Annotated in this window: 28 protein-coding genes and 1 pseudogene; 11 read left to right on the top strand and 18 right to left on the bottom strand. The window is 54.9% G+C overall.

Annotated elements, in window-relative coordinates; translation table 11 throughout:
• From AAC076_RS15925 to AAC076_RS15935, 3 genes and pseudogenes are all read left to right on the top strand, one after another.
• Positions 1–336: pseudogene (locus AAC076_RS15925) on the top strand (FAD-containing monooxygenase EthA); the annotation flags it as partial.
• A gap of 17 nt (positions 337–353) precedes the next feature.
• Positions 354–1,187 (top strand): SDR family oxidoreductase, encoded by an 834-nt coding sequence (locus AAC076_RS15930; RefSeq protein ID WP_339847575.1) that lies wholly within the window; start codon positions 354–356, stop codon positions 1,185–1,187.
• A 13-nt stretch (positions 1,188–1,200) separates the two neighbouring features.
• Positions 1,201–2,139 carry an alpha/beta hydrolase gene (locus AAC076_RS15935; protein ID WP_339847576.1) on the top strand — a complete coding sequence of 313 codons (939 nt, stop codon included), beginning with the start codon at positions 1,201–1,203 and terminating at the stop codon, positions 2,137–2,139.
• Here AAC076_RS15935 and rarD read toward each other — a convergent pair.
• The 3 genes from rarD to AAC076_RS15950 all read right to left on the bottom strand — a co-directional run bounded on the left by rarD (position 2,134) and on the right by AAC076_RS15950 (position 5,958).
• Entirely contained in the window at positions 2,134–3,042 is a 909-nt protein-coding gene (gene rarD / locus AAC076_RS15940) for an EamA family transporter RarD (RefSeq protein ID WP_339847579.1), read from the bottom strand. The genes AAC076_RS15935 and rarD overlap by 6 nt on opposite strands.
• 61 nt (positions 3,043–3,103) lie before the next feature.
• Positions 3,104–5,536, bottom strand: coding sequence for a heavy metal translocating P-type ATPase (locus AAC076_RS15945; RefSeq protein ID WP_339847581.1), 2,433 nt, complete (start codon positions 5,534–5,536; stop codon positions 3,104–3,106).
• A 20-nt stretch (positions 5,537–5,556) separates the two neighbouring features.
• Positions 5,557–5,958, bottom strand: a complete 402-nt coding sequence (locus AAC076_RS15950; protein WP_339847583.1) for a helix-turn-helix domain-containing protein — start codon at positions 5,956–5,958, stop codon at positions 5,557–5,559.
• Between the two features lie 146 nt (positions 5,959–6,104).
• On the opposite strand from AAC076_RS15950, the gene AAC076_RS15955 reads away from it, so the two are divergent.
• Positions 6,105–6,371 carry a hypothetical protein gene (locus tag AAC076_RS15955; RefSeq protein ID WP_339847586.1) on the top strand — a complete coding sequence of 89 codons (267 nt, stop codon included), beginning with the start codon at positions 6,105–6,107 and terminating at the stop codon, positions 6,369–6,371.
• 37 nt (positions 6,372–6,408) lie between these two features.
• On the opposite strand, the gene AAC076_RS15960 is transcribed toward AAC076_RS15955, so the two are convergent.
• From AAC076_RS15960 to AAC076_RS15970, 3 genes are all read right to left on the bottom strand, one after another.
• Entirely contained in the window at positions 6,409–7,107 is a 699-nt protein-coding gene (locus AAC076_RS15960; protein ID WP_339847588.1) for an RES family NAD+ phosphorylase, read from the bottom strand.
• Positions 7,101–7,502, bottom strand: coding sequence for a hypothetical protein (locus AAC076_RS15965; protein WP_339847591.1), 402 nt, complete (start codon positions 7,500–7,502; stop codon positions 7,101–7,103). The genes AAC076_RS15960 and AAC076_RS15965 overlap by 7 nt, the downstream gene beginning before the upstream one ends.
• Positions 7,503–7,570: 68 nt before the next feature.
• Positions 7,571–8,191, bottom strand: a complete 621-nt coding sequence (locus AAC076_RS15970; protein WP_339847594.1) for a class I SAM-dependent methyltransferase — start codon at positions 8,189–8,191, stop codon at positions 7,571–7,573.
• 211 nt (positions 8,192–8,402) lie between these two features.
• On the opposite strand from AAC076_RS15970, the gene AAC076_RS15975 reads away from it, so the two are divergent.
• From AAC076_RS15975 to AAC076_RS15990, 4 genes are all read left to right on the top strand, one after another.
• On the top strand, positions 8,403–9,086 hold the full coding sequence (locus tag AAC076_RS15975; protein WP_339847597.1) for a DUF4197 domain-containing protein: 684 nt from the start codon (positions 8,403–8,405) through the stop codon (positions 9,084–9,086).
• Positions 9,087–9,121: 35 nt separating this feature from the next.
• Positions 9,122–9,556 carry a hypothetical protein gene (locus tag AAC076_RS15980; protein ID WP_339847600.1) on the top strand — a complete coding sequence of 145 codons (435 nt, stop codon included), beginning with the start codon at positions 9,122–9,124 and terminating at the stop codon, positions 9,554–9,556.
• A gap of 183 nt (positions 9,557–9,739) precedes the next feature.
• On the top strand, positions 9,740–10,975 hold the full coding sequence (locus AAC076_RS15985; RefSeq protein ID WP_339847603.1) for an HD-GYP domain-containing protein: 1,236 nt from the start codon (positions 9,740–9,742) through the stop codon (positions 10,973–10,975).
• Positions 10,976–11,196: 221 nt separating this feature from the next.
• A complete protein-coding gene (locus AAC076_RS15990) occupies positions 11,197–11,415 on the top strand; it encodes a hypothetical protein (RefSeq protein WP_339847606.1) in 219 nt (72 codons plus the stop codon).
• A gap of 127 nt (positions 11,416–11,542) precedes the next feature.
• On the opposite strand, the gene AAC076_RS15995 is transcribed toward AAC076_RS15990, so the two are convergent.
• The 4 genes from AAC076_RS15995 to AAC076_RS16010 all read right to left on the bottom strand — a co-directional run bounded on the left by AAC076_RS15995 (position 11,543) and on the right by AAC076_RS16010 (position 14,483).
• Positions 11,543–12,205, bottom strand: a complete 663-nt coding sequence (locus AAC076_RS15995; protein ID WP_339847607.1) for a DUF799 domain-containing protein — start codon at positions 12,203–12,205, stop codon at positions 11,543–11,545.
• Positions 12,202–12,564: a DUF4810 domain-containing protein gene (locus AAC076_RS16000; protein ID WP_339847609.1), complete on the bottom strand. Its 363-nt coding sequence runs from the start codon at positions 12,562–12,564 to the stop codon at positions 12,202–12,204. The genes AAC076_RS15995 and AAC076_RS16000 overlap by 4 nt, the downstream gene beginning before the upstream one ends.
• A 19-nt stretch (positions 12,565–12,583) precedes the next feature.
• Entirely contained in the window at positions 12,584–13,258 is a 675-nt protein-coding gene (locus AAC076_RS16005; protein ID WP_339847611.1) for a CsgG/HfaB family protein, read from the bottom strand.
• Between the two features lie 145 nt (positions 13,259–13,403).
• A complete protein-coding gene (locus AAC076_RS16010; protein WP_339847613.1) occupies positions 13,404–14,483 on the bottom strand; it encodes an FAD-dependent oxidoreductase in 1,080 nt (359 codons plus the stop codon).
• 295 nt (positions 14,484–14,778) lie between these two features.
• Here AAC076_RS16010 and AAC076_RS16015 point away from each other — a divergent pair, with 295 nt between their 5' ends.
• On the top strand, positions 14,779–15,417 hold the full coding sequence (locus AAC076_RS16015) for a hypothetical protein (protein WP_339847616.1): 639 nt from the start codon (positions 14,779–14,781) through the stop codon (positions 15,415–15,417).
• Between the two features lie 63 nt (positions 15,418–15,480).
• On the opposite strand, the gene AAC076_RS16020 is transcribed toward AAC076_RS16015, so the two are convergent.
• On the bottom strand, positions 15,481–16,737 hold the full coding sequence (locus AAC076_RS16020; protein WP_339847618.1) for a glycerophosphodiester phosphodiesterase family protein: 1,257 nt from the start codon (positions 16,735–16,737) through the stop codon (positions 15,481–15,483).
• Between the two features lie 184 nt (positions 16,738–16,921).
• On the opposite strand from AAC076_RS16020, the gene AAC076_RS16025 reads away from it, so the two are divergent.
• Together AAC076_RS16025 and AAC076_RS16030 are read left to right on the top strand one after the other, a co-directional pair.
• Positions 16,922–17,257, top strand: a complete 336-nt coding sequence (locus AAC076_RS16025) for a hypothetical protein (RefSeq protein WP_339847621.1) — start codon at positions 16,922–16,924, stop codon at positions 17,255–17,257.
• A gap of 274 nt (positions 17,258–17,531) precedes the next feature.
• On the top strand, positions 17,532–18,137 hold the full coding sequence (locus AAC076_RS16030; RefSeq protein WP_339847624.1) for a class I SAM-dependent methyltransferase: 606 nt from the start codon (positions 17,532–17,534) through the stop codon (positions 18,135–18,137).
• Here the strand turns inward: AAC076_RS16030 and AAC076_RS16035 are convergent.
• From AAC076_RS16035 to AAC076_RS16065, 7 genes are all read right to left on the bottom strand, one after another.
• Positions 18,134–18,844 (bottom strand): 3'-5' exonuclease, encoded by a 711-nt coding sequence (locus AAC076_RS16035; protein ID WP_339847627.1) that lies wholly within the window; start codon positions 18,842–18,844, stop codon positions 18,134–18,136. The two genes, AAC076_RS16030 and AAC076_RS16035, sit on opposite strands and share 4 nt — an antisense overlap.
• 261 nt (positions 18,845–19,105) lie before the next feature.
• Positions 19,106–20,317: a hypothetical protein gene (locus AAC076_RS16040; RefSeq protein ID WP_339847629.1), complete on the bottom strand. Its 1,212-nt coding sequence runs from the start codon at positions 20,315–20,317 to the stop codon at positions 19,106–19,108.
• A gap of 412 nt (positions 20,318–20,729) precedes the next feature.
• Positions 20,730–21,353, bottom strand: a complete 624-nt coding sequence (locus AAC076_RS16045; RefSeq protein ID WP_339847630.1) for a hypothetical protein — start codon at positions 21,351–21,353, stop codon at positions 20,730–20,732.
• Positions 21,350–22,054, bottom strand: a complete 705-nt coding sequence (locus AAC076_RS16050) for an F-box domain-containing protein (protein ID WP_339847632.1) — start codon at positions 22,052–22,054, stop codon at positions 21,350–21,352. The genes AAC076_RS16045 and AAC076_RS16050 overlap by 4 nt, the downstream gene beginning before the upstream one ends.
• Positions 22,055–22,066: 12 nt before the next feature.
• Positions 22,067–22,618: a hypothetical protein gene (locus AAC076_RS16055; RefSeq protein WP_339847635.1), complete on the bottom strand. Its 552-nt coding sequence runs from the start codon at positions 22,616–22,618 to the stop codon at positions 22,067–22,069.
• A gap of 76 nt (positions 22,619–22,694) precedes the next feature.
• Positions 22,695–23,615, bottom strand: a complete 921-nt coding sequence (locus AAC076_RS16060; protein WP_339847637.1) for a restriction endonuclease — start codon at positions 23,613–23,615, stop codon at positions 22,695–22,697.
• A gap of 72 nt (positions 23,616–23,687) precedes the next feature.
• The gene (locus tag AAC076_RS16065; protein ID WP_339847640.1) at positions 23,688–24,209 is read right to left on the bottom strand and encodes a restriction endonuclease subunit S; all 522 of its coding nucleotides are present in this window, start codon (positions 24,207–24,209) and stop codon (positions 23,688–23,690) included.
• Positions 24,210–24,289: the final 80 nt, after the last annotated feature.

Here is a 24,289-nt window from a genome sequence, read left to right on the forward strand (position 1 = left end):
AAGGGCATGATGCTCAGCGACATCCCCAATCTGATTCTGACCTTTGGCTATACCAATGCCTCCTGGACACTCAAAGCTGAGTTGACCTCGAACTATACCTGCCGGCTGCTGCAGTACATGGATCGCCATGGCTACAAGACGGCCGTGCCAATGCGTGGTGCAGATGTACAGGATGCCCCATTCCTCAACTTCACCTCCGGTTATGTTCAGCGAGCTGAAGGCATGCTGCCCAAACAGGGTGATCGCAAACCCTGGCAGGTGCATCAGAACTACTTCCAGGACAAGCTCACTATTCAGTACGGCCGAGTTGACGACGGCGTTATGCAGTTCCAATAAAAAGGATAATAAAAGCCATGCAAGTTCATGATTGTGTTGCAGTAATTACCGGAGCAGGTAGTGGTATTGGTCGCGCTTTAGCCATCGCCCTGGCCCAACGCGGCTGCCACCTGGCGCTGGCCGATGTTAACACCACAGCACTGGCAGAGACCGCTACCCAGGCGAGAGCCATCGGAGTGAAGGTCAGCGAACATCAGTTGGATGTCGCAAACCGCTCCGCCGTCAGCGCCCTGCCTCAAGCCGTGATAGCCGAGCATGGAAAAGTGGACCTGATCATCAACAATGCGGGCGTGGCCCTGGGTGGGAATTTTGACGAGGTCAAAACCGAGGACTTTGACTGGCTCATGAGGATCAACTTCGACGGCGTCGTCTGTATGACTCGCGCCTTCCTGCCCCTGCTCAAGCAACGTCCAGCAGCCCGTATTGTGAATATCTCCAGCCTGTTCGGCTTTATTACCCCCGCCGGCCAGACAGCCTACTGTGCAAGCAAATTTGCGGTGCGTGGATTCTCCAATGCCCTGCGCCTGGAACTTAATGGCGGTCCAGTGGGCGTCACCGTCGTGCATCCCGGCGGCGTTGCCACAGCCATTGCTACCAGTGCCCGTCCGCCCGAGGGAGTTGATGAGGCCGAGCATGCGCTCAAGCTCAAGCAAGCAGAAAAACTGCTGCGCATGCCGCCGGCCAAGGCTGCGGAGATTATTGTTCGGGGTATCGAACGGGATAAACCTCGGGTTGTTGTTGGTAACGATGCACGCATTCTTTCATGGCTTGAGCGCATAATGCCGGTCAATTACTGGCGTTTGCTGCCAGGGATTGCAACACAAAAGGCCAACGGACCCTCCGCATCCTAAAAGGACTTAAAAGGTGAATTTTCTATTCAGCTTTATTCTCATCTGCCTCTCGCTTTTTCTGGGGGGCCTGTTCCTGTTTACACTGTTTGTTGCCATGCGCGTGCGAATGGGCCTTCCACCGGAGGGCCGCTTCGTGACGATCATGGGCAATCGCATGCACTACCTTGAGCAGGGTAAGGGCGACCCTATTCTGATGATCCATGGTCTTGGCGGGGTAGCTCAGAACTTCAGCTATAGCGTCATGGGCCAATTGGCCAAGACCCACCGGGTCATAGCCATTGACCGGCCGGGCAGCGGCTATTCCCTCCGGCACCCACAATCATCAGCATCCCTGGCAGTGCAGGCGGATGTAGTAGCTGGCCTGATCGATGCGCTGAAGCTGGACAAGCCGTTGATCGTAGGCCACTCGCTTGGCGGCGCGGTCGCCCTCGCCACCGCCCTCAGGCATCCTGACAAGGTGTCGCGGCTGGCACTGGTTGCCCCGTTGACTCACATGCCAACTGAGACATCCAAGGCCTTTGCTGCTCTGGGTGTCACCTGGCCCTGGCTGCGCCGCCTGGTGGCCTGGACGCTGGCAACCCCGGGATCGATCCTGCAGAGGGAAAAGGTGATGGATATCGTATTTGGTCCAGAGAGCGTGCCAAAGGACTTCCCGGTACGTGGCGGTGGTCTGCTGGGTTTGCGTCCGAGCCAGTTCATTGCTGCCTCGGAGGACATGAACGCCCTGCCCGATGTGCTGCCCATGATGCAACAGCAGTATCCTTCCATGACAATGCCAGTGGCAGTCCTCTATGGCCGCCAGGATCGAATTCTTGATTATCGTGAACAGGGTGAGGCTATTGCAGCGGCAGCGCCCAATGCCGAGCTGGAACTGATTGACGGGGGGCATATGCTGCCGGTTACCCAGCCTGATGTCACCGCGGACTTCATACGGCGCCAGGCAGCCCTATGAACCAGCCTGGCGCGCCCTGCTCGTTTGCAGGGTTCGCCAGGTCGACCAGGAGTACAGCCCCAGGGCCAGCCAGATCAAGGCAAAGCTGGCCACCTGGATTCCAGTGATCGACTCCTTGAATACCAGCAGTGCAATCAGAAACTGCATGCTCGGGTTGATGTACATGAGAAAACCGACCGTCGCCAGCCTCAACCGTCTAGCCGCCCCGGCGAAAGCCAGCAGAGGCAACGCGGTCACCACGCCGCTGGCCATCAACAGCAAGGTGATATGTTCATTGCCACCCAAACTTGATTGGCCCATCTGAAACATACCCGCCAGCACCAGCAGCGCCAGAGGCAGCAACAGCAGCGTTTCCACAAACAGACCCGACAAGCCATCAAGCAGAATCTGTTTGCGCAGCAAGCCATAGGTGCCGAAGCTCAACGCTAGAATCAGACTGATCCAGGGCATAGTACCCAGCACGACCAGTTGCAACACAATCGCAGTTCCAGCAAGCACCACAGCAACGCCCTGCAGCGGGGCCATTCGTTCGCGCAGTATCAGCATGCCCAGGGCGACGTTGACCAATGGCGTCAGAAAATATCCCAGGCTTGCCTGCAGTACATGGTGGGTTTCCACCGCGTAAATGTAGACACCCCAATTGATTGCAATCAATACCGCGCAGCCAAGCACCCTACCCAGCCGACCGGGCCTAGACAGCGCCTCTCTGACGGGCTGCCAGCGGCGCATGAGTGTGATAACCACAGCGAGAAAGACGCAGGACCAGATGATGCGATGGATCAGCACTTCAAAGGCCGGCACACCCTCGAACAGGGCGAAGAACAGCGGGAAACAACCCCACATCGTATATGCGCCGACGCCGTAGGCGATTCCCTGACGGTTGTCTGTAAGCTTGGCGACCATGCAGACCTCGGTTTAAGTGGTCAAGGATGGATTTTAGCTCAATAGGGCTGAAGAGCCTGTTTTAACCCAGCTTGAATCGCCGTAGACGTAGCGAATTGGTTAAAACGAAAATACTCGAAAGGCTCATCGCTCCCGCTGCCAGCATCGGATTCAACAGAAACCCCGCCACTGGGTACAGCACACCCGCGGCCACCGGAATCAGCGCCAGGTTATAGCCATAAGCCCAAAAGAAATTGCCCAGGATGGTGCTACGGGTCCGGCGTGAAAGCGCAGTGGCATTAACGATGCCGCGCAAATCGCCGCGCATCAGCACCACATCACCCGCTTCAATGGCGACATCAGTACCGGTACCAATTGCAATACCCACGTGGGCCTGAGCCAGTGCCGGTGCGTCGTTGATGCCATCGCCAACGAAGGCCACCTGCTTGCCCTGCGCCTGCAAGCGCTTGATCTCCTCGGCCTTCTGCTGCGGCAACACCTCAGCAAGCACCCGGTCGATGCCCACCTGACGGGCGATGGCTTCTGCGGTCACGCGGTTGTCGCCGGTCAGCATGGCCACTTCCAGCCCCAGGGACTTGAGCTCGGCGATCGCCTCCACCGAGCCTTCCTTGAGCGGATCGGCCACCGCAATAATGACCGCCAGTTTGCCATCCACGGCTGCGTAGAACGGACTTTTCCCTTCCTCCGCCAGCGCTTTCGCCTGATCTTGCGCTGCAGCAAGATCGACGCCCAGACGCTGCATATAACGGTCAGCGCCGATATGCACCTGCCGCCCAGCCACCTGCGCTTCAATGCCATAGCCAGGCTCGTTATTGAATGCGCTCACAGGCGGCAGTTCCAGTGACTCGCCTTTGGCAGCGCTGACTATGGCTTCACCTATCGGGTGTTCACTCTGGGACTCCACCGCTGCAACCCAGCCGAGCAGTTCCTCGCGGTTACCATCCACGACCACAAAGTCAGTCAACTCGGGGCGACCCTGGGTCAGGGTGCCGGTTTTGTCGAGAACCACGGTATCCATCTTCGCCAGGGTTTCCAGCGCCGCTCCACGGCGAAACAACACGCCCAGTTCGGCACCCTTGCCAGTACTGACCATGATCGCCGTTGGCGTTGCCAGGCCCATCGCGCAGGGGCAGGCGATCAACAGCACACTGACACTGGTTACAAAGGCAAAGGACAACGTGGGTTCGGGGCCAAACAGGTACCAGACCACAAAGGTGATAATCGCAATCAAGATGACTATCGGCACGAAAACGCCAGCTATCTTGTCCGCCAATTGCTGAATCGGCGGCTTGTCAGCCTGGGCCTGCTCGACCATTTTTACGATCTGCGACAGGACCGTGTCGCCGCCCACCCGCGTCACCCTGAACACCAGGGAACCATTCTTGTTAATGGTACCGCCTACCACCTCGGATCCCACTTCCTTGGCAACCGGCACTGGCTCGCCACTGATCATGGATTCATCAACGTAGGACTGCCCTTCCTCTACCTCCCCATCCACTGGTATGCGATCGCCCGGCCGGACCTGGATTCGGTCACCCGCAATGACGCTCTCGATAGCGACCTCTACCGGCTCACCGTCGCGTATCACCCGGGCTGTCCTGGCCTGCAGACTCAGTAGTTTCTTGATGGCTTCAGACGTGCGGCCCTTGGCGATATGCTCAATGTAACGGCCCAACAGAATCAACGTAACGATGACGGCTGCTGCCTCGAAATAACTACCGGCGGAACCGGCTGGGAATATGTCCGGCGCCAGCAAGGCGACAACCGAGTAGAAATACGCCGCGCTGGAGCCGATCATTACCAGGCTGTTCATGCCCGGATTCAGATGCTTGAGTTCAGCAAAGCCGGTGCGAAAGAAACGCGCACCAGCGTAGAACAGCACTGGTGTGGTCAATAGCCATTCGATAGCCACCCAGCCGCGATGGGGCATGATATTGGCAAACAGAGCATCCAGCCCTGGCAGCATTTTGCCCATGGAAATAAACACGATGGGTATGGCCAGCGCGGCAGCAAACAGCATTCGGCTGCGCAGCTCCTGCCCCTCGTGATCCTGGGTATCCTGCGCACCGCCGGCTGTCTCTACCTGTTGCGGTTCATAGCCTGCACCGCGGATCGCCCCATGCAATTGATGCAGCGTGATCATTTCCGGCAAAAAACTCACCGAGGCTTTTTGCGTGGTGAGATTGACGCTCGCCTGCAGCACACCGGACAGTTGGCTGATGGCCTTCTCGACCCGCGACACACAGGACCCACAGGTCATACCCTGCACCGCAATATCGACACTTTGCGTAACCGGCGTGTAACCAGCGCCTTCAATGGCGCGAATCACAGCCGGAGCATCGATCTGCCCATCAAACACCACATGGGCCTTTGCCGTTGCCAGGTTCACCTGGGCGCTGGTAACGCCCGACTCACCAGCCAGTGCACGTTCCACACGTCCCACACAGGAGCCGCAGGTCATGCCACTGATGCCGATCTCGATACTTTCACTCATAACAACTCCCAAACGCGTGATCAGGCATGGTCAGCAATGGCCTCAACAATTGGGCAGCCCGCAACCGCGCCCTCGCCAGAGCATTCATCAACTGTTTTGGCCAGCACCGCTTCTATGCGGCGCAGGCTCTGGATCTGTTTTCGAATCTTGTGCAGTTTCTCAGCGGCTATACGCTTGGCATCAGCGCGATCACCGTTGGCATCCTGAAGCATCAGCAGCTCACGCACCTCATCAAGGGTGAACCCCCATTGTTTGGCATGCACTATGAACTGCAAACGGTCAGCCGCCTCCTGTGGGTAACGCCGGTAGTTGGACTCCGTCCGCCGCGGCTCGGGCATCAGGCCCTGCTGCTCGTAGAAACGAATCGTTTGTGTCGCTACACCGCTGGTAGCGGCAAGCTCACCGATGCTGAATGTCTTCATCAATCTTTATCCCGTCAGCAGATCACTGACTACACCATATCCTTAAAGCCAGCTTTAGGGTCAAGTACCTTGCCGAACTCACAGCGCGATTGGGCGTCCAAGTAGGAGAACCACACCGGTTCTTACGTATTAATGGAGGTCGCACCATGAAAACAACAACACCCTTACTGTTCATTTCGGCCCTGGCCGTCAATCTTTTGCTGGCACCACCGACATTTGCCCAGGATGAAGGCATGACAGAGGCAGAAGCTCAGAGCTACGCACGGGATTTGCTTGAGCCTGAAGAAGAGCGCGCGGGTCTGGATAATATCCGCGACGAGCGTGAGGAGGTCCGTGATGAGGATCGCGCAGAGGAAAACAGTAGCGATTATCAGGATAGCGATACCGAGATGAAGACCGAAGACGGCTATTGATAGGTTCCCTGCCGCTGGCTACCTGGTTGGCGGCAGCCTACCCAACCTTGGTCGACAACTTGTGCACTCCTATCACCTCACCATTCCAGATCATTTCATAATGCGCCGTCTGCACGACGGATGAGACTTGTCTGGGCGTCAGCAAGCCCCAGCATATGCCGCCAGGCTGTCTGACCGAGTGATACCTAATACCCGTACTGCCAGCATCAAACGCACTGCGGCCAAGCAATCTGGAAGCATCATAGGCAGTGGGCGAATAAATGGGATCAGAGCGCGATGCAGTTAACGCATCCAGCACTCCAGCCTCGTCAAAACGCGCGGTCAGACCTCTGAAGACAAAACGTTCAAAGCGCAGAGCCGGTACATTGGCCCAGTAGATCTGCTGGTGATAACGCACCTCGGCTATAGCGGTTTCCATGCAGTCAGCCAAATAGAGCACACCGAAGGATCCATCGCTGAAGCGCGAGCCATCAGGATTCACATGGGTAAAAGGGGCAGCAGCATAGCTGCAACCCTGAATACCAAAGGGAATGTCGGCTCGCGGAATCAGCTCCAGGCGCCCGGCCTGATTCGCCAACCGGGGATTGGTCAGTGCCTGCAGCGCGTAAAGCTCCTCGAACTCATCAGCACTGGCCACATCATCAAATATGGCGATTGGGGGAAACTTCGAGTTGACCAGGCGATACGCGCGCACAGGGTCTGCAGACAGAACCGGCAGATCCTTAGCCGTTACCATTGGCTGCCACGCAGCACATCAATACGCCGAAAAGTTTCATACACGGCGACAATATCTCCACCGCCCATGACGTCCAGCGGCGAGCGGCCAAGAAAGAACGCATTGTCGTTCGCCATACCCATGAAGCCATACAGGTTGTCGGGATTGTCGAAAATAGTGCGTAATGCCGCATGGATGTTGAGCACAAAACTCACTCGGGTCAGCTGATCGCGATCCAGATTGATGGACGCCAGACCACCCTTGCGTTTAGCCCGTGCATAGGTGCTATGGGAGACCCGTAATATTGCCTCACCCTGCTCGCCTGTTGCGCCCCACTTATCGAGAATGGCCACGGCAGTGCGCAGACCGGTCGCAGAAGTGGTCTTCTGGGTTGCTATTTCGGGTGTACTCAACATATCGGGGCGCCCTGATAAAATGTATCTGTAAATACTAGTGTCTGGATAATGTATTTGCAAATATACTTTCAGTTGCGGTGCCAGACACTTGCCAACCAGGGCTGCTGGTCGCGTGGCAAACCTGGGGGGCGATAGTAATGCTCAATCTCAACAAAACCCGCCGCCTGCATCAGGGCACACCAGGTTTCCAGCCGGTAATAGGCCGCATAGCGATCGCCGGTCCACCCGGCCTGATCATCGCCCCGCGGATTGGAGCTCAGCAGCACGCCACCGGGCTTCAGCGTCTGGTGCAACTGACGTAGCGCTTGCGGCAACGCCTGGTGCGGAATATGAAAGAGCGCTGCATTGGCAAAAACACCGTCGAATTGGCCCTCTGGCAGATCCAGCACCAGGAAATCCTGTAGCCATACCTCGCAGCCGGTATCTGCCCTGGCCATTGCCACAAACTGCTCGCAGCCGTCGACTCCCACCGGCTCATGGCCAAGGGCTTTGAAGGTTCGCAGATCCCTACCCGGTCCGCAGCCCACGTCGAGTATTTTCAGCGGCGCTGATGCTGGTATATGACGTAGCAAAGCATCGACATTCTGGCTTACATCATGATCACGCGTACCCTCCCGGAAGCTCTCGGCATTCTGCTCGTAATGCGCGATCGTTTGGCGGGCCAGGTTAATCAGGTCCTGTGCGGGCATGGGCTAGGTTGTCTCCAGAAGTAAAAAACATGAACGACCACTCTCGAGTGGCCATAACGATCCTCGACATAAGGTAGCGAATCAAGACAACAAGCCCCAGCCAAAATACAAAAGGACATGAAGTCCCACTGCACTATGCCTTCTTTAGGTCCCATCAATGTTGCTGATACGCTAATCTATGATCTTAGACTGTCCACGCCAGAGGCTTACCATGTCCCGTATATTGATATTTGTCGCGCTGTTCACCGCCCTGCTTTCGACCGGAGCAAGCGCCCTGTCGCTGTCGGACTTGAGCCAGAAGGATGCTGGTGCCGGCCTCAAGGATGCACTGACTCAGGGAACACGAATTGCAGTACAAGAGCTTGGCGCACCAGGTGGGTTCAACGATAACCCGGACTTGCGTATTGAACTTCCCGGCACGCTGGGCAAGGCATCGCGCACCTTGAAGATGATGGGCATGGGTGGCCAGATTACCCAGTTGGAGAACAGCATGAACCAGGCAGCCGAAGCGGCGGTTCCCCAGGCCCAGACGCTACTGATTGATGCAATCAGCAAGATGAGTGTGCAGGATGCAAAGTCGATCCTCACAGGCCCCAGCGACTCGGCCACACGCTACCTGGAAAGCAGTAGCCGCGACCAGATCCGCGCGCTTTTCTTGCCCGTCGTCAAGAATGCGACCGACAAAGTAGGCCTCGCCCAGCAATACAACACCTTTGCGTCCCAGGCAGCCAACTTTGGTGTCGTTGACAGTCAGGCAGCCAACATCGAAGGCTATGTAACCGAGCGCACGCTGGATGGTCTGTTCGAGATGATAGCCGAACAGGAAGGTGACATCCGCAGTAATCCGGCTGCGGCAGCAAGCGACCTGGCCAAAAAAGTATTCGGCAGCCTTTAGGCTGACAAACCCATTTCAACCGGGTTGATACGTGAATGACCATGAAGAGGATCGAGTTGATCAGGCAGTCGGTGGACCAGCATCTGAGCGACATCCATGACCTGCTGGCAATGCGGCTGCTCTTTCCGCCGGTGCAGATTGTGGTCCCGGTAGAGAAAGAGATCCAGGACCTGTATCTGTACCCGGAAAGGCTGGAGACCAGTTACCGGGATGAATGGAAAGCCATCGCCCTGAAAGCGATACACAAGCATGGCTTCGCGGATGAGAGTCAAACCGACCTGGATAATCTGGATCAATACCTGGGGGTGCTTCTCGAAAAAAGCATTCCCCAGTGCATCCAGAATCATCCCTCTCTTTTTCATACCCTTGATGAAATTCTGGCAATTCAGGGCTCAAATAACACCATCACCTTTCCCGATCCCAGAAGGCAGGCCCTGATGCGCCTGATCTGGCCGGAGAGACAGGATTGACTGCGGACATTCAAAAACCACAAGACAAGCCAACTACCAGGACTTAATCTTTTAACTTTGTCTGAAAACGTAAATTAGCTTGATTCCACATTCGTAATAATGGGTAATCTGGGAATGAACACGGTAAGTCAGATGGGCTGTAAACAACAAAAATAGCGCTAGCCGCCCTCATAAAGAGGTTCCATGTCCGAGAATATACCCACGGACCGTATGAAGATTGATGCTGCCGACCTGGCCATAGGCATGTATGTGGTCGAGCTCGATCGGCCCTGGACAGAAACCAGCTTCCTGTTTCAGGGATTCCGCATCCGTCAAAAACAGGAAATCCTGCTGCTGCAGCAGGTATGCAAGCATGTCTGGGTGGATTCCCGGATCAGCCGCGTCAAGAAATCCCAAGCACCAGAGAGCCCCGCTGCAGCCACCGAACTCCAACCCGTGATTGGCAAAGTCGACTTTACCCAGGAAATAGAACAGGCCTCTCCTGCCTGGAGTGCGGCACACGCTGAGTCACTGCGTATTCTGGAAGCGGTCAAGCTGGGACATGAACTGGATGTGCAGGCCGTCAAGGCTGTGGTGCGAGAATGTGTCGACAGCATCCTGCGCAACCCATCGGCGATGCTCTGGCTGGCCCGTATCAAGAATAGCGATCATTACACCGCCGAGCACTCTCTGAGGGTCGCCATGCTGGCCATCGCCCTTGGCAAGGAGCTGGGTTTGGCCCCTTATCAGCTGGAGCAGATCGGCGTATGCGGTATGTTGCATGATGTCGGCAAGCTCAAGGTGCCCGATGAGATTCTAAACAAGCCAGGCGCCCTCACCGCTGATGAGCTGCGCATCATGCAAGGCCATGCCATCGAGGGCCGCAGGCTGCTGATGAGCAATGAACAGATCACCCCAGCGACCGTTGACGTCGCCTACTCACACCATGAGCGTCTGGACGGCAGGGGTTACCCGCGCGGCCTAGACGCCGGCAAGATTCCCTACTTCGCCAAAATCATTGCCGTTGTAGACGCCTATGACGCCATCAACAGTGATCGGGTCTACAGCAAGGGCAAGTCGAACCTGGAGGCTCTACGCATACTGAATGACGCTGCCAACAGCCATTTTGATGAAGGGATCGTCGGCCACTTTATTCGCCTGATGGGCATATACCCACCCGGTGAAATTGTCGAACTGGCCAACGACGAGGTAGGCATCATCATAGGCTGCGCGCCAGGCAACAAACTCAAACCGAGAATACTCCGCGTACTCAACGCCAATAAGGAACTCTGCAAAGCAGTGGTCATAGATTTGGCCAAAACCAGCGTAGACGCGAGCGGCAAGTCATGCCGCATTCGAGAAATACACAGTAGCGGCGCCTTCGGAATCGATATTGATGCCTATCGGCGCAAAGGCTTGTTGATCCCCACCAATCTGTAAACAAACGACTTCCCATATACCCAGGTCAAACGGCTCTATTTCAAGGCCTTCAAGGGTCCTGAACACAGACAAACAAGTCAGTTCCGATGCCATTACTTATGCATCTTCTGAAACTTCACGTATCTATATGTCCCCCGTCCATCATTCAATGTCGGACATTTTTGTTCTAGGGTTACCCAAGTTAGAGAAACCTAAACAAACATCAGTATTGGGAATTTGATATGGAAGATCCGCAAACCGTCGTAAAAAAAGAGCCTCGCAAAAGCCTGATTGTGCTTTTTGTAATGAGCATCATCAGCATAGTGCTGGGCACCATCATCACACTGGCTACCGGTGGCGATCAGACTGGCATGGGAGGCGGCGCTGGATACGTAATGATCATAGGCGGCTTAATCGCCATGGGCATTTACTTTTACGGCCGCAAAACGGGTCGGCCCTGAGCATGGGGCGGCTTTCCCCGCCTATATAGCTAACCGTCAGTCACTGAGCCATATAAAAGATATTTTGCACTGTAGAGCGGCCTGCAAAGACCGCTCAGCGCCCTACCCCGAGGTTGTCGCCTACGGCCTACTGCAGTTGCTGATTACGCGCACGCGGTCCAGGCAATACTCCGTTAACCGCACCGGATGACAACAGCCGAGAACTGGTAATGCCGGCGATCTCGTAGCTGCGGTCGGTCGTGGTATTGATCACCTGCTCAACCAACGCTACCACCAGCATTCCAACCAGCCCGCCACCGCCGCTATTGTTGTTACTCTGCTCCGTACTGGATGCCGTAGCCTGTCCCTTCCACAAAAGCTGCCCGGTGCGACCGTCGACCAATGACGCATCAGCGGTTACGCGGGTATCACTGGCCAGGAGCTGGAAGCTGGTGCCGTACTGAGTGATCTTGATGTACATCACCGAATCAGCGCCAAACACCTCACTGAGACGCTCCAGGGGCAAGGCATGAATCTCTTCGGGATTGTTCAGACCGTTCTCACGGAAGGTCTCCTCAACAACCGCTACGGGAAAAACGTAGTAGCCCGATTCTGCCAACGGCATGCTTACATGGGTCAAGAAGCTGTAGCTGGCAGATACGTCCAGGGTCTGGTTGACCGGCGGCAACACCAGAATGGAGCGCGGGTTGCTCGCGCGGAACGCGGTGTAGTCATAGGGCGTGGTCGTTACGCAGCCAGTCAGCAACGCGCTCAACAACACCAGAGCACCCAGTTTGATAGATAACCTCATAGGGAAGCCTCCGGCTGCGATTTCATCACGTAATCCACAAAGTGACCTGATTCAGGAAACAGCTGCTTTTCCAACGCGAACTGTTCCTGCGCTTCGGACTCACGGCCGGTATTGAAATACAGCATACCCAGATGTGCATGCAGCCCCGGCGGCACGCTTTGACCCTGTGCCTGAGCACGAGCCACGATGGCTTCCATCGCGCTGATCTGCGGGTCGTAGTTGGTCACACCGTTTTTATGATGCTGATAGAGCACTGGTTGGTAATTGCCCCAGTAGTAAAGCGGCGGGCTTACGGGTGCACAGGCGCCCAACAGGCAGACACACCCGAGGAGTGCCCCTTTCAGGAGAATCGACTTCATAACAATTCCTTTTGTTAACTTACTTGCTGGAAGGATTCCAGGCGCCCGACTCCACACCCCGTACCAGGTTGTTGACGGCCTCACGGATGGCCAGATCAAGCACCTTGCCGTTCAGGGTCGCATCGTAACCGGCAGTACCACCAAAGCCGATCACCTCACGATTGGACAGGCTGTACTCGCCCGCGCCCTGGGCAGAATAAACAACCTCGGAAGTGCCCACGTTAACCACGTTCAGGCTCACCTTGGCGTACGCCACCTGTTCCATGCCCCGGCCCAGAATGCCGAACAACTGCTGATCGCCCACGTTCTTGCGGCCGAACTCGGTTACATCGCCCGTAATCACAAAGGAAGCACCCTTGATCTGCTGGGCAGCGCCGCTGTAGGCCGCTTCGGCCTGCAATTGAGCCATGTTGGTTCGCTCAAGCACATTGAAACGGTTGGTCTGCTGCAGGTGTGAGACCAGAGTGGTCTTGGCCTGGTTACCCAGACGGTCCACACCGTCGGAGAAAATGCCGCGCTGATAGCTTGAACGATTATCGAACTGCCCCACCGCAATCAGAGAACGTTCGCCCTGGTACGCAGTGCCGTAGCTGGCGACTTTAGGGACTTCCAAGGTGCGGGAGGTTTCAGTGGCGCAGCCACCAAGAAAGAACAGAGCTGCAAGGGCAACTGGCAACGCGGATTTGTTGATCACCTAGACGATTCCTTTCTGTGATTAGGAGAATAAGAGCGCGATAGTAGCAGTTGCGCAAGGCAGCGGGAATTGAAAGTCGTATGGTAAATCGGCCAACACTGGGCTGATGAAATAGCACCTTGGTTGGCAGCAATTCGCAACAGCCTTACGCCGGCTGAGAGCTTTTCGGCATACCCAGATCCGCCAATACCGTCTCCACTGCAGCTAACGCACCTTCCATATAGCCGCCCTGCTCAACCGCTGCCTCGCTACCAATGAAATGCACGCGATCTGCCCACGGCTTTGCCAACGTGAAGCCTGAATCCAGTGATCCGTGCTCTCCCAATGAAACACGGTCCTGTTCTGTTGCCGTATAGGGATCCGTCGCCCAGTCGTAAAGGGAATCATCTATTGGCGCTGCCGCCTGCTCACCAAACAAACGTACAAGCTGGGCACGGCAGGCAGCTTTAAGCTCAGGTGCACTCAGGGTTGCCCGTTGAGCGGCATTAACGCCGAGAAAACCAAACAACGCGGCGCCCCTTTCATTGCACGCGTCATGAATTTCAGCCAAAGGGCCAATACGACTGAAGCCATCGCCCGATAGCCCCGTCTCACGCCAGAACGGCTCGGCATAGCGGGCAACATATTTAGCATGGGCAGCCATCCAGGTCGGCACAGCCATCAGCCTCTGCAAGTCATGCTTGGGCAGCGATGGGCTGAATTGAATAGCTGCTGCCAACCGGGGCGGCAACGCCAACCAAACATGCGAATAGCGCGGCAGTTGGTCTGGCGTGTCAGCAAACACAAGGCTTACTGCCTGTTCATCCAGATGCACAGCCTGCAACGCAGCATTCAGGTACAGATGTTCTGGCGGTATTAAGCTCTCGAGTGCCCGCACCAGTTGACCGGTTCCGCCCTCGACACGCATGGACGTATTACCCGGCAAATACCCAGCGCCGCGCACAGCACCCGCAGCCCGGTCCTCCAGCATGGTGGCTCCGGCGGTATATTGTTCAAACACCGGCAAACCCAACTCGGACACCAGATTATGCATACGCAGCTGAAAATCCGGCCAGAACCACGACGGCCCAAGATCAAAGCCACCTGACTCGGTTGAATGAATGCGGCCACCTAGCCGATTGCGCGCCTCAAAAATATCAAATGCAATGCCCAGCTTACCCAACCGGTAGGCCGCATACAGCCCCGCCAAGCCGCCACCAATAATGGCAATTCTTGTTTCAGTCATGGGTAACCTCAGAAGAGAAAAAGCAAGTCTATGGCTGACCGCCAATAAAGCTGGGCATGCCTCACTTTGCCGCGCAGCATAGATCCAAATGCAAGTGATGAGAACTAAAAGGGGCGTCCAGCGGTCGGCTCAATGTCACAAAATCAGACAACGGCATGACCACAGTGTAAATCTATGTAAAGTTACATTTACGATGCAGTTTTTATCTTCAATTTGCTGTCTTATGAATAATCCCCGCGCTGCAGGACGCATCCGAAGCCGGAAAGAATGTGGTCTGCCCAAGCGAGACAACCAAATGAACATACTTCGTAGTATCGCCCTGGCGGGCATTTCGACCCTGTTGCTGGTTGGCTGCGCCAATAGCCCCTATGCCAGCCCCTACGACTCTGCGAATCAGCGCTATGGCCAGCAGGCATATCAAACGCAGCCTCGGGTAATCGTCGTGCAGCCAAAACGGCAGAGCTATGGTCAATCCTCAGGCATCTATATCCAGCAGGGCCAGGTTCAGCGATATGACTACTACCCTGGCCTACATCAGCAGCCGAGGCACAACCAGCAGTGGTCGCAGCAACATCAATACCCCAGGCATGGCCAGCAGCACCGGCAAGATCGGTACGACCGTCATGACAAGTACGACCGGCATAACCGGTACGACGACCACCGTGATCGCAACAGATACGACCAGCACGGCGGTCGCTGGTCTGAGCACCAGCGACCCGACCAACGCCGCAATGATCAATACCAACGCCCGGACTACCGCGCTCAACAGGAGCGGTACAAAGAGCAGCGTAACCAGGAGCGTGAGAATTGGGAACGGAACCGCGACCGCATGCTCGACAATTCCCGGCAGCAGCAGTACCAAAAGGATCCACGGCAAAATCAGAATCGTAACTACGGCAGCGGTATTCGCCAGCAGCGTTCGGAGCGTTATTGAGCAGCAGTTCAAGACGCCATCTCACAGAAAACCCGCTAACGCGGGTTTTCTGGTTTTTGAGACTTAATCCATGCCCATACAGTTGGCGTAATAGGTCGTAGTGGCCGGCCAGTCGGAAAAGATACCGATCACACCCACGTCCCGAGCCAGCACGTCAATCACGTTCATGACATCACCGTCATTGTTGATAGCATCGGTCACGGTCTGGTAGTACCAACCGCCACCCTTGCCCAGCGGCCCGCTGCGCTCTACAGTCCAGGCAATCATGTCCAGGCCGGCGGCACGGGCGTTCTTGGCATACTCTGACGGCACTATCTTCTGTTGGTCATTGAGGGTGAGCATCTTCCAAATAGCTGGCCCGATAATATTCACGCCCTGGGTCTTCAGGTTTTCCATATAGGCCAGCGAGGATGTCTCCGGGGTAATGGTCTCCTGGTCCAGGAACATTGCCTGCCGGCCAAAGTCAGGCATCTCGTTCACCCAGAAGAGCACATCGTCCAACAGAAACGACTGGGCCCGGACATTCCGTGGTGCGACGCCAGCATCGACATAATCCTGAATCATCTGGCGCGCGTAATCCTGCTGGGTGTAATCATCCTGGTAAGGCATGTCTACCACAGGGGTCTTCAGTTCCGGCGCCATCTTCACACCCAGCGCCTTGAAGAGTTCGATGCTTTCCCGGTGGCTTAACAGCGTGCCCCGGCTGGCGTAAAGGTCGGTGCGCCAGTTGGCCGTGCCACCCACGAACTCCTCCGGCGTAATCGCCATGGGGTTGAAGGCGTCCATCTTGCCTTTCAGCGATTTGAACTCTTTCAGCGTGATATCACTGGTACGGCACTCTGCCCTGGCTGGCAGGCCAGACGCCGGATCCGCAGGCATAAAAGGCTGGGTGCATTTGGCGTTCAATTCGGGGATGGTGACAATATTGGTGGTGGTGTGCAGATCATTCTGGGCATGGCGGCAGACCAGCTCGCGGTCGGCAGTAAAGGCCACGTCGCATTCCACAATACCGGCGCCCATGCGAGCGGCTGCCACATAGGACTCCAGAGTATGCTCCGGGAACTGCAGCGGCGCGCCCCGGTGCCCGATGGAGAAATCAGTCCGACTTAGCCGCCCCACGTCACAGCGCTTGAGCCTCTCCTTGAGGGGACCATCATCCATGTCGTCCACCAGCCATGCCGGACGTGGGCCCAACTGCACAGCAGGTTGGCCGTGATTCAGATCTTTGGCTCTATTCTGATCCCGGATAGCGGTGGCGCAACCCGATAGTACGAATAAGCTTGCCAACAGGATCGCTAGACCTGATCTGAATGATGTCATGGTTTGCTCCTGGCAAGGGCCAAGTGGGAAGTCCTCAATCAGTATCTACGAGCCAATCGCTACTCTGCCCCAATTACATCCAACCGCTCAGCACAACGCAAGGCCTCAGCGTCAAGCCTGGTATTGTCCCGCCCGGATATCTGACATAACCTCGCCTACAACAAAACCACCACCGGTAATCAGAATGAAAAAAGCCATTTACGGAGCGCTCCTGCTCGGATCAAGTCTCTTGCTCAGCGCCTGCTCAAGCGGGCCATCAGAAAACGACGTCAAGGCCCTGCTGGAAGCCCAGATGAATCAGATGTCCACGATGATGGGAGAGATCGGCGGCGAAAGCATGTCCGGCATGCTGAAAGTCGACATCCACGCCGTCACCATCCATAGCTGCGAAGAACAGCGCACCAATGTCTACCTCTGCGATGTAGACGTGGATGCAACCAGGCCGATTGCCGGCCGCTCTGTGCAACGCTCGGAGATATTAATGGCTAAATCCAATGACGGCTGGGTGCCAGCGCAGTAACGCAAGACCTCATATTTAAAAGTTGGCCTAGACCCCAAAATACCGCTCCATCCGCACCTGCGTCGCTAGGTGCGGTCTGCCGGGTTCGCTTGAACTTCACCAGTCGGATATGTCGAGGTCATCGACACGACACTTCGTCATGTCGAAATAGTGCTAGAAAATCGACATGAAAAACGACCTGGGTACAGATGATCCCGCGCCGACAGTCCTTGCCCTACTCGATTGACACCCCCTACCCAACCGATACACTCGCTTGAGACGGAGATGTCATTACATGAATTACTACATCGAACGTGCGGACGAGCTCTTTGCTGCCTACCAGGCCGTAGACCCGGAGGTCGTTCATTCTGCCTGGCGTCACCTTTTACCAGCCCAACCAGGCCTTGCTTGCGATATCGGCGCGGGATCAGGACGGGACGCATGCTGGCTCGCCAAGCTGGGCTGGACCGTCACAGCCGTAGAACCCAGCGAGAAACTGCGACAGCTGGGCCAAGCTCACACCACAGTGCAACACTGCAAACCCGGCTCGGTAACCTGGCTGGATGACGCCCTCCCCGACCTGAAACGCCTACGCTCGCTGGACCAGCGATTTCAACTGATCCTGATCAGCGCCGTGTGGATGCACCTGCGCCCTGACCAGCACGAGCGCGCCATGCGCATCGTCAGCGACCTGTTGGCACCGGGCGGCATTCTGGTGATCTCACTGCGTATCGGCGAAGACAAGGAAGAGCGCTTCCACCCAGTCACAGCCCAGCAAGTCCAGATGCTCGCTCAAGGCCGCGCCCTCGTCCCAAAAGTTATTACCCGGCAACCTGACGTCACCCGCCCAGTCATCGAGTGGGACTGCATGGCTTTTGTGTTGCCAAACGATCGTATTTAATGTTCATCTGACCCCATTACTCCCTCCGAACAAGGGTCTTGAATAACCTTGGTTCTGGTGTGGGTCAGTTGATGCGGTGAGCCAAGTGCCCGGAATATTTTCAGCGCTGAGAAGGCATCATTAGCCGCGTACAGCAGCTGAGATTTCTGCAGTGGGCGCATTGCCCAGTTCGAAGTAGTCACCGATTTAGATTTTTTCAGATTCTGACCCAGCACCACGGCAACAGCGGCTTTGGCGCCTAGACGTTGTCGATACCCGAGCGCGCGCAGTGGTTGAGTCAGTTCTACGTCGCCTTGGAGCAGAACCCCGAACTTCCGTCTCAGGTGAGCGCGATCCGACTTCAAGCCAAATCCGACCTTGATGATATCCTTTGAGCCAAGAACGGCTTTCAGAAATTCAATAGGTGGGTTCGTGCCTATAGGGACGATATAAGCCCGGTCATCCAGGGCGATCTGCACAACGTCTGGCCCGTGGTTCTTTCCTCCCTTGATGAATACCGGTTTCGACTCGGTATCGAAGCCGACCACGCCTGCGGCCTGAATTAACGCAAGCGCGTCTTTAAATTGCTCAGGTGATTCAAGGAGGACGATCTGATTAAGTTGCAGTCCTTCAAAAGCAGGTAGCAGGGCGATTTCTTCTTTTGTTGGATGGGGCTTGAGGGTGCTCTTCCTGGAGCCGCTGGCGCTCATATTGACATCTTTTTCCATTTCAAACCCTGTGCTCAGTAAGTCCTTAATCAGGCCTTGGCCAGCGCTCTGACGACCCTGCGGGGAGGGGTAGCTTTTCGTCGCGAACGGCCGGACACGTAGCTCGGGTGGGCGTGTCATAGATGGTACGAGCCATAAAGTCTCCTTCCGTACTACGATGCTACGATAGGGAAGTAGCCCCTCGCCATAACTGTCAATTGATTGCTGCTCTATTACCAGGGACCGCCCAATGGGCTCGCGACAATCGCTGAGTCTCGTGATCTACATATTCAGCTTTGCGGTAATAGCCCGAAACTCCTCGCGCACCTCGTCATTCTGAAACTCATGTACATCCGGCATCTGAATCGAAATCAGATGTTCGAAGGTATTGCTCCCCTCTCTGATCATGCTGACCACAGCCGAACTGAGCGATACGGTGTTGTACGTATTATTGGCAACGTTCATTTCACGCAGCGTCACTTCGAGGCCATTGCTGACCTTTTTGCGCTGGCTCTTTAACTGTCCCGAGTAGAGATCAATCACCTCGATGGTCAGCTTGTTTGAACGGATGTTGTTTTCGAGGGTGGCCACACCGGTACCGACATTCACAAGTTCACGGGATTCCTTGATGTTGGCTTGAGCGGTTTGGCGGTACTCCTCAAGCTTTGGAAGATATTTTTCGTCCACCTGTTTTACGAAATTCTCCTGCATGGCGGCAATGATTCGGTGCAGCATCACGACCATGCCGTAATACTTCTTGGCATGGGCAAGATTTTCTCCAGACTCTTGAGTCAGTTCGGCCAGCTGATTGGTCATATCCTTGATCGAATTGAAAACGACAGACATGGTTACGATGTCATCCCCGATAACGGATGCCATCATGACTTCAAGCTGGTCACTGTTCAGTTCGACTCCAATCGCGTTGAGCGCCTTGCTCATCTGCACGATTGTGTTCGCCTTTTCTTCTTCAAGATTGGCGATGTTTTGCTGAGTTGTTTCGATCAGAGCGTCATAATCTGCGCGGGATACAGCAACGAACCTTTTCAAGGTTTCGCCAGGCACCAGTTTCGCCCGCAGGCTGGGATCCTCGCGGCTGGCCAGGATCCGTTCGGCCCGATACTCCGTAAGCCGGTTCCGTTCACTTTCCAGATCATCTTCCAGCTTGCGATACTGATCTCTCAGGCCAGTTATCAGATCGGATTCAAAAACCTCTATAGCCTCTTGAACCAGATTATCCAGATCCTCGTTTGCGGAGCGCTGATCACGGCCCAGCATCTTTGAGCTTTCGAGCGTAGGAATCTCATCATGAACAATCAAGGCATCTTCCAGCGCAGCAAGCGCCCCTCGGGTGTCAAAAGAGAGCACTTGATCTCTGGTTATGCCTTCCGCACTGGCTGCTCCGCCAGTCAGGAGCGTAACGGCAAGAAGCATGAGGGCTGTAAATTTTGATCTTAGATGGAAGTTAATACTGCCGCCACCAGCGGGCGTTTGCATCTGGCGAGCGGGCTGATCGCTTAAAAGGGGTTCATGCTGGATCTTACCGATGGTAGGTCTGAATAGCATCTCAACTTCCTGTTCCGAAACGACTTCATCGGAGAGCCAAGCAGGTCAAGGGCCTGCCTCTGACGTCCTGTCGCACTGGTTATTAGAATAATCTCACGATCATGATGCGATACATCTAGGTCGAGTGAAAAGCTCAATTTCCTGCAGCCCTCCTCCGCGAGGTTACGTACTCAAACAGAAATCAACGTTCTGTAATCAGATGCGGGGCTTGTTGTCTGCCTGCGAGTAACACGGGCAACAAGCAAGCCTTTGCGCCCAAACGTGTAAGTCAAAATTATCAAACTCACATTGATTCTCATCTGACCCTAATTATTGATGTAGCTACTTTCGGCCGCCTCAGGTACTAGAAAGCACCCGAAGGCAAACCTAACTTCATTAACGCAACTGCTCGCCAATCATTGATTGCCTTGTCGATAGCAATCTTGTCCCCTAGCTGAGCTAAATCAATTGCTTTCGCAAAACAGCGATAGCCGGGAAGGTCGTGATCATTGACCTCACCATCTTCCGGATAGTCGATAGCAGGCCAAACATTTCCGTACCAGTTGCAGGGCTTGGGTGCTGGCGTGTCACATACTACTACTGACAGCATTAGTTCGCTGCGGGTCTGCTCTACAGGCTTGTCGCTAAATTCGCCAGTAAACTTGTCGAATCCGGTATCGCTTCGGACCCAGGCCCCGAACATTAAGTCTCCAGGACGATGATCGTCCCAAGGTGCATCTTGGCCTTTTTTTTTCAGCCAAATGGCTGACAAATCATAAAAGGGCAAGTATCGCTTGCCGCTGTGGCATTGGTTCTCAAGTCCGCCCAAGCCTTGCGGCAGTGAGTAAACATACTCATGGTGATAGTGCGTCGCGTGCAGCTGTTCACGTACAAAACCCAGCAGCTCAAACATGCGTTGTTGATAATCGGCCAGCAACCGATAGGCACTACGTACGTCTAGCAGCGCCTTTTCAAGTGTCTCTGTCATTTAATGCTCCATGCGGAAAATGCACCAGGGTGAGTCTCAAGCGCGCGTGGCGGAAGATCGCGAAGCCAGCGCATGGCGTGAGTACGCAAACCATGCCATGCATAGCACTTGGCGATATCATCAAGAAGGCGGAAACAACCAGGAGGCGACTCCGGCGACAGATTTGTCTCTAACGCTTGATAAAGTTGCTGCCAGCTGCGGCAAACCAGCTTGAATCGCACTCCGCTCCCCTCGGGAAGTCTTACGAGCATATCGCGAAGAAGGCGGCTAACTTCCATATGACCATAGTTTTCCAAGCCACCCAGCGTTAGCACGATGCACTGCTGCGGCAGCACATTCTGATGCCAACCGGACACCAGCTCATTAGCCAACTGATCGGCGCATTGTTGCCGCCGGTAGTCATGTCTTTTGGCTTCAACCAGCACTGAGACTTGTGCATCTTGAACCAATAGGTCAGGTTCGACTCGGGTGCCGTCCGCCTTGAACCACGAGGGCCAATAGTCGATGTTGTGAAGCGGACCAAAAGGCTCATTAAGCAAATCAGAGAATACTGCTGAAAATAAGTCGTCAGGGAGATAGGCTAGCCGCTCAAACACGCTAGCCGTCAAAACATCTTCAGCGCCGTCAGCTGCATCCAGCGCGTAATGCTGACTCTCTAAGCCACTGCCACGCTTCTTTCCTGCAAAAACTGCATTAAGCATAAAAAGTCCTTTTTAATCTGCCGCGTCATGGCCAATGATTGAAACGCCCTTTGGTTCTTCAATTTTGAGTTGCACTTTTCCGCGTTTTGCATTGACCACGCGAAGAGTAATTCCATCGGAGAGCAAATTACCCAAGCTTTCTTGTGGGAACTGTTCCTTGTCAAACATCAGCCTCAGTTCTCCTCCCGTACGATGCCAGTATACTTCAGAAAAATTACTATCGCGTGCGAAGAGAACAATAGCGAGTACTAATGAAGCTATCGAGTAAAAAAATGCATTAAAAACCACTACTAGGAGATGGATTATTTCATCTCTAGTCAGCGGTTCGAGACTTATTTTAAACTCATATATATCCCAAACAGAATTCCAAGCTATAACTCCAGCGCCTATCATGCATACAAAGAATGAACTCTTGAATAGAAGAATCGACGCAGTTGGTTTGGCTCGCTTTATATTCCCTGCCAACCACGTCTTAAACTCAAGTCTACGATCTTCACCTGCTGAACCGTAAGACCATGCTACAGCTAACACTGCTGCCATCGCAGCCAAGGTATCCCATCCCATTAGTCTCTCCTTTGCTGATCAACCGATTGGCTTTAACCTGCGAAAGTATTTTGGCGATATGCTTTTGGTTTACTAGCTAATCCTCACTGAAGTAATCCGTATCCAGCTGTCTGACCTCATAGACCTGCTTTACGCTACAACCCAAGTTGTTTTCCACCATCAGGCGTGCCAGTTCAACGCCATCGATCAGCACCACCTTGATATCCAGTCCCAGAGCCGCCTCGCGGGCGCCGGCGGAGAAGTCTGAGGTGGTGATGAATACGCCTTTGCGGGCGCGCTGGCGGGTCAGGGCGCCGATAAATTTGTCGATCTCTGGACGGTGAACGGTGTTGGCCCAGCGTTTGGCTTGCAGGTAGATGACGTCGAGCCCAAGTTTGTCTTCCTTGATGATGCCGTCGATACCGTCATCGGATGTAGCCTGGGTGGCGCTACCAGCTTCCTTGCGGGAGCCGCCGTAGCCCATGGCGATCATCAGATCGACCACTACCTGCTCAAAAAAGCTGGGCGTGGCCATGCGGACCTGCGCCAGCAGTTCATCTGCCAAGGACTGCATCATGGCCTGATGGGCGCTGGTCATTTGTTCGTCGGGGGTAGCTTGCTCGCCGGGTTCAGCGGACTCCGGCTGTTCTGCAGCTACCGAATTGGCCGTAGGATTAGGCGCATGAAAGTCTACAAACTCCGGATAACGCTTGAGCCAGCTGACGGTAATACGCTCCGGACCGCTAGCCAAGGCCTCTAGTCCGCGTTCGGTAATCTGCACCATGCCTTTGGTCGGAATACTTAGCAAACCAGCCTTGTTCAGGTAGGTGCGCGCCCAGCCTACCCGGTTATTGATCACCGTCTGCTTGCCCGAAGGCAACCGCTCCAGCCGCTCGGCCTCGCTCAACTGAAAGCTATCGGTTACCTGCTCACGCAGGGCACTCAAGGCCAACGGCATACCGTCTGCCACCGTCGCCAGAACCGGGCGCATCACACTCTGAAAATCCGGAATTGCCATTGCACTACTCCCTGTACCCACACCCTGCCCCGACGGTTCAATCAATCAGACCCATTTCATTCACCCATGCGGTCAAGCCGACGCCTTACGCCCCCGCTTGACCTTGGGCGCTGCCGCCCGCTGCGCCTTAATGCGTTCCAGCAACACACTGGCCGGCTCATCATTCGAGTCCTGCGATACCAGCTCACCGCGAAACGCTTTGGCCAGAATGCTTTCGGTCAGGCGATCAATCCGTGTTTGTGCGGTTCTGACTCGGGCTTCCAGTTGGTCGGCGAAGGCGAAAAGTTGCTCGACGCGGTGGACGATTTCGGTTTGTTCTTCCACCGGAGGCAATGCAATAAAGGTCTGATAAACAGATTTTGTGTTAATCACCCCTTGTGCACCACCAACAGTCTGCTCTAACAGATTTCTCTGTACTTCTGGAGACTGGAAGTAAATATTCAGATAACTCGAAAGATTTTCTTTTGGTCTAGCGAAAACAATATTTGCGCAGTTAACTTCTTCGAATATTTTTGGCAATACGCAAGAGTCACCGCGGTTTGCTCCGACTCTCACTACAAGAAGATCACCAGCTCTAAGCTTTGATTTTTTCAATGACTCATGAAACTCAGGCGTTATGTGGGTTCTACCCCGTTACTGCGGACACTTTTGAAAAGAGGCACAATGTGCCAAAG

Origin of the sequence: uncultured Halopseudomonas sp. (assembly GCF_963977355.1) — a bacterium.
GTDB lineage: Bacteria > Pseudomonadota > Gammaproteobacteria > Pseudomonadales > Pseudomonadaceae > Halopseudomonas.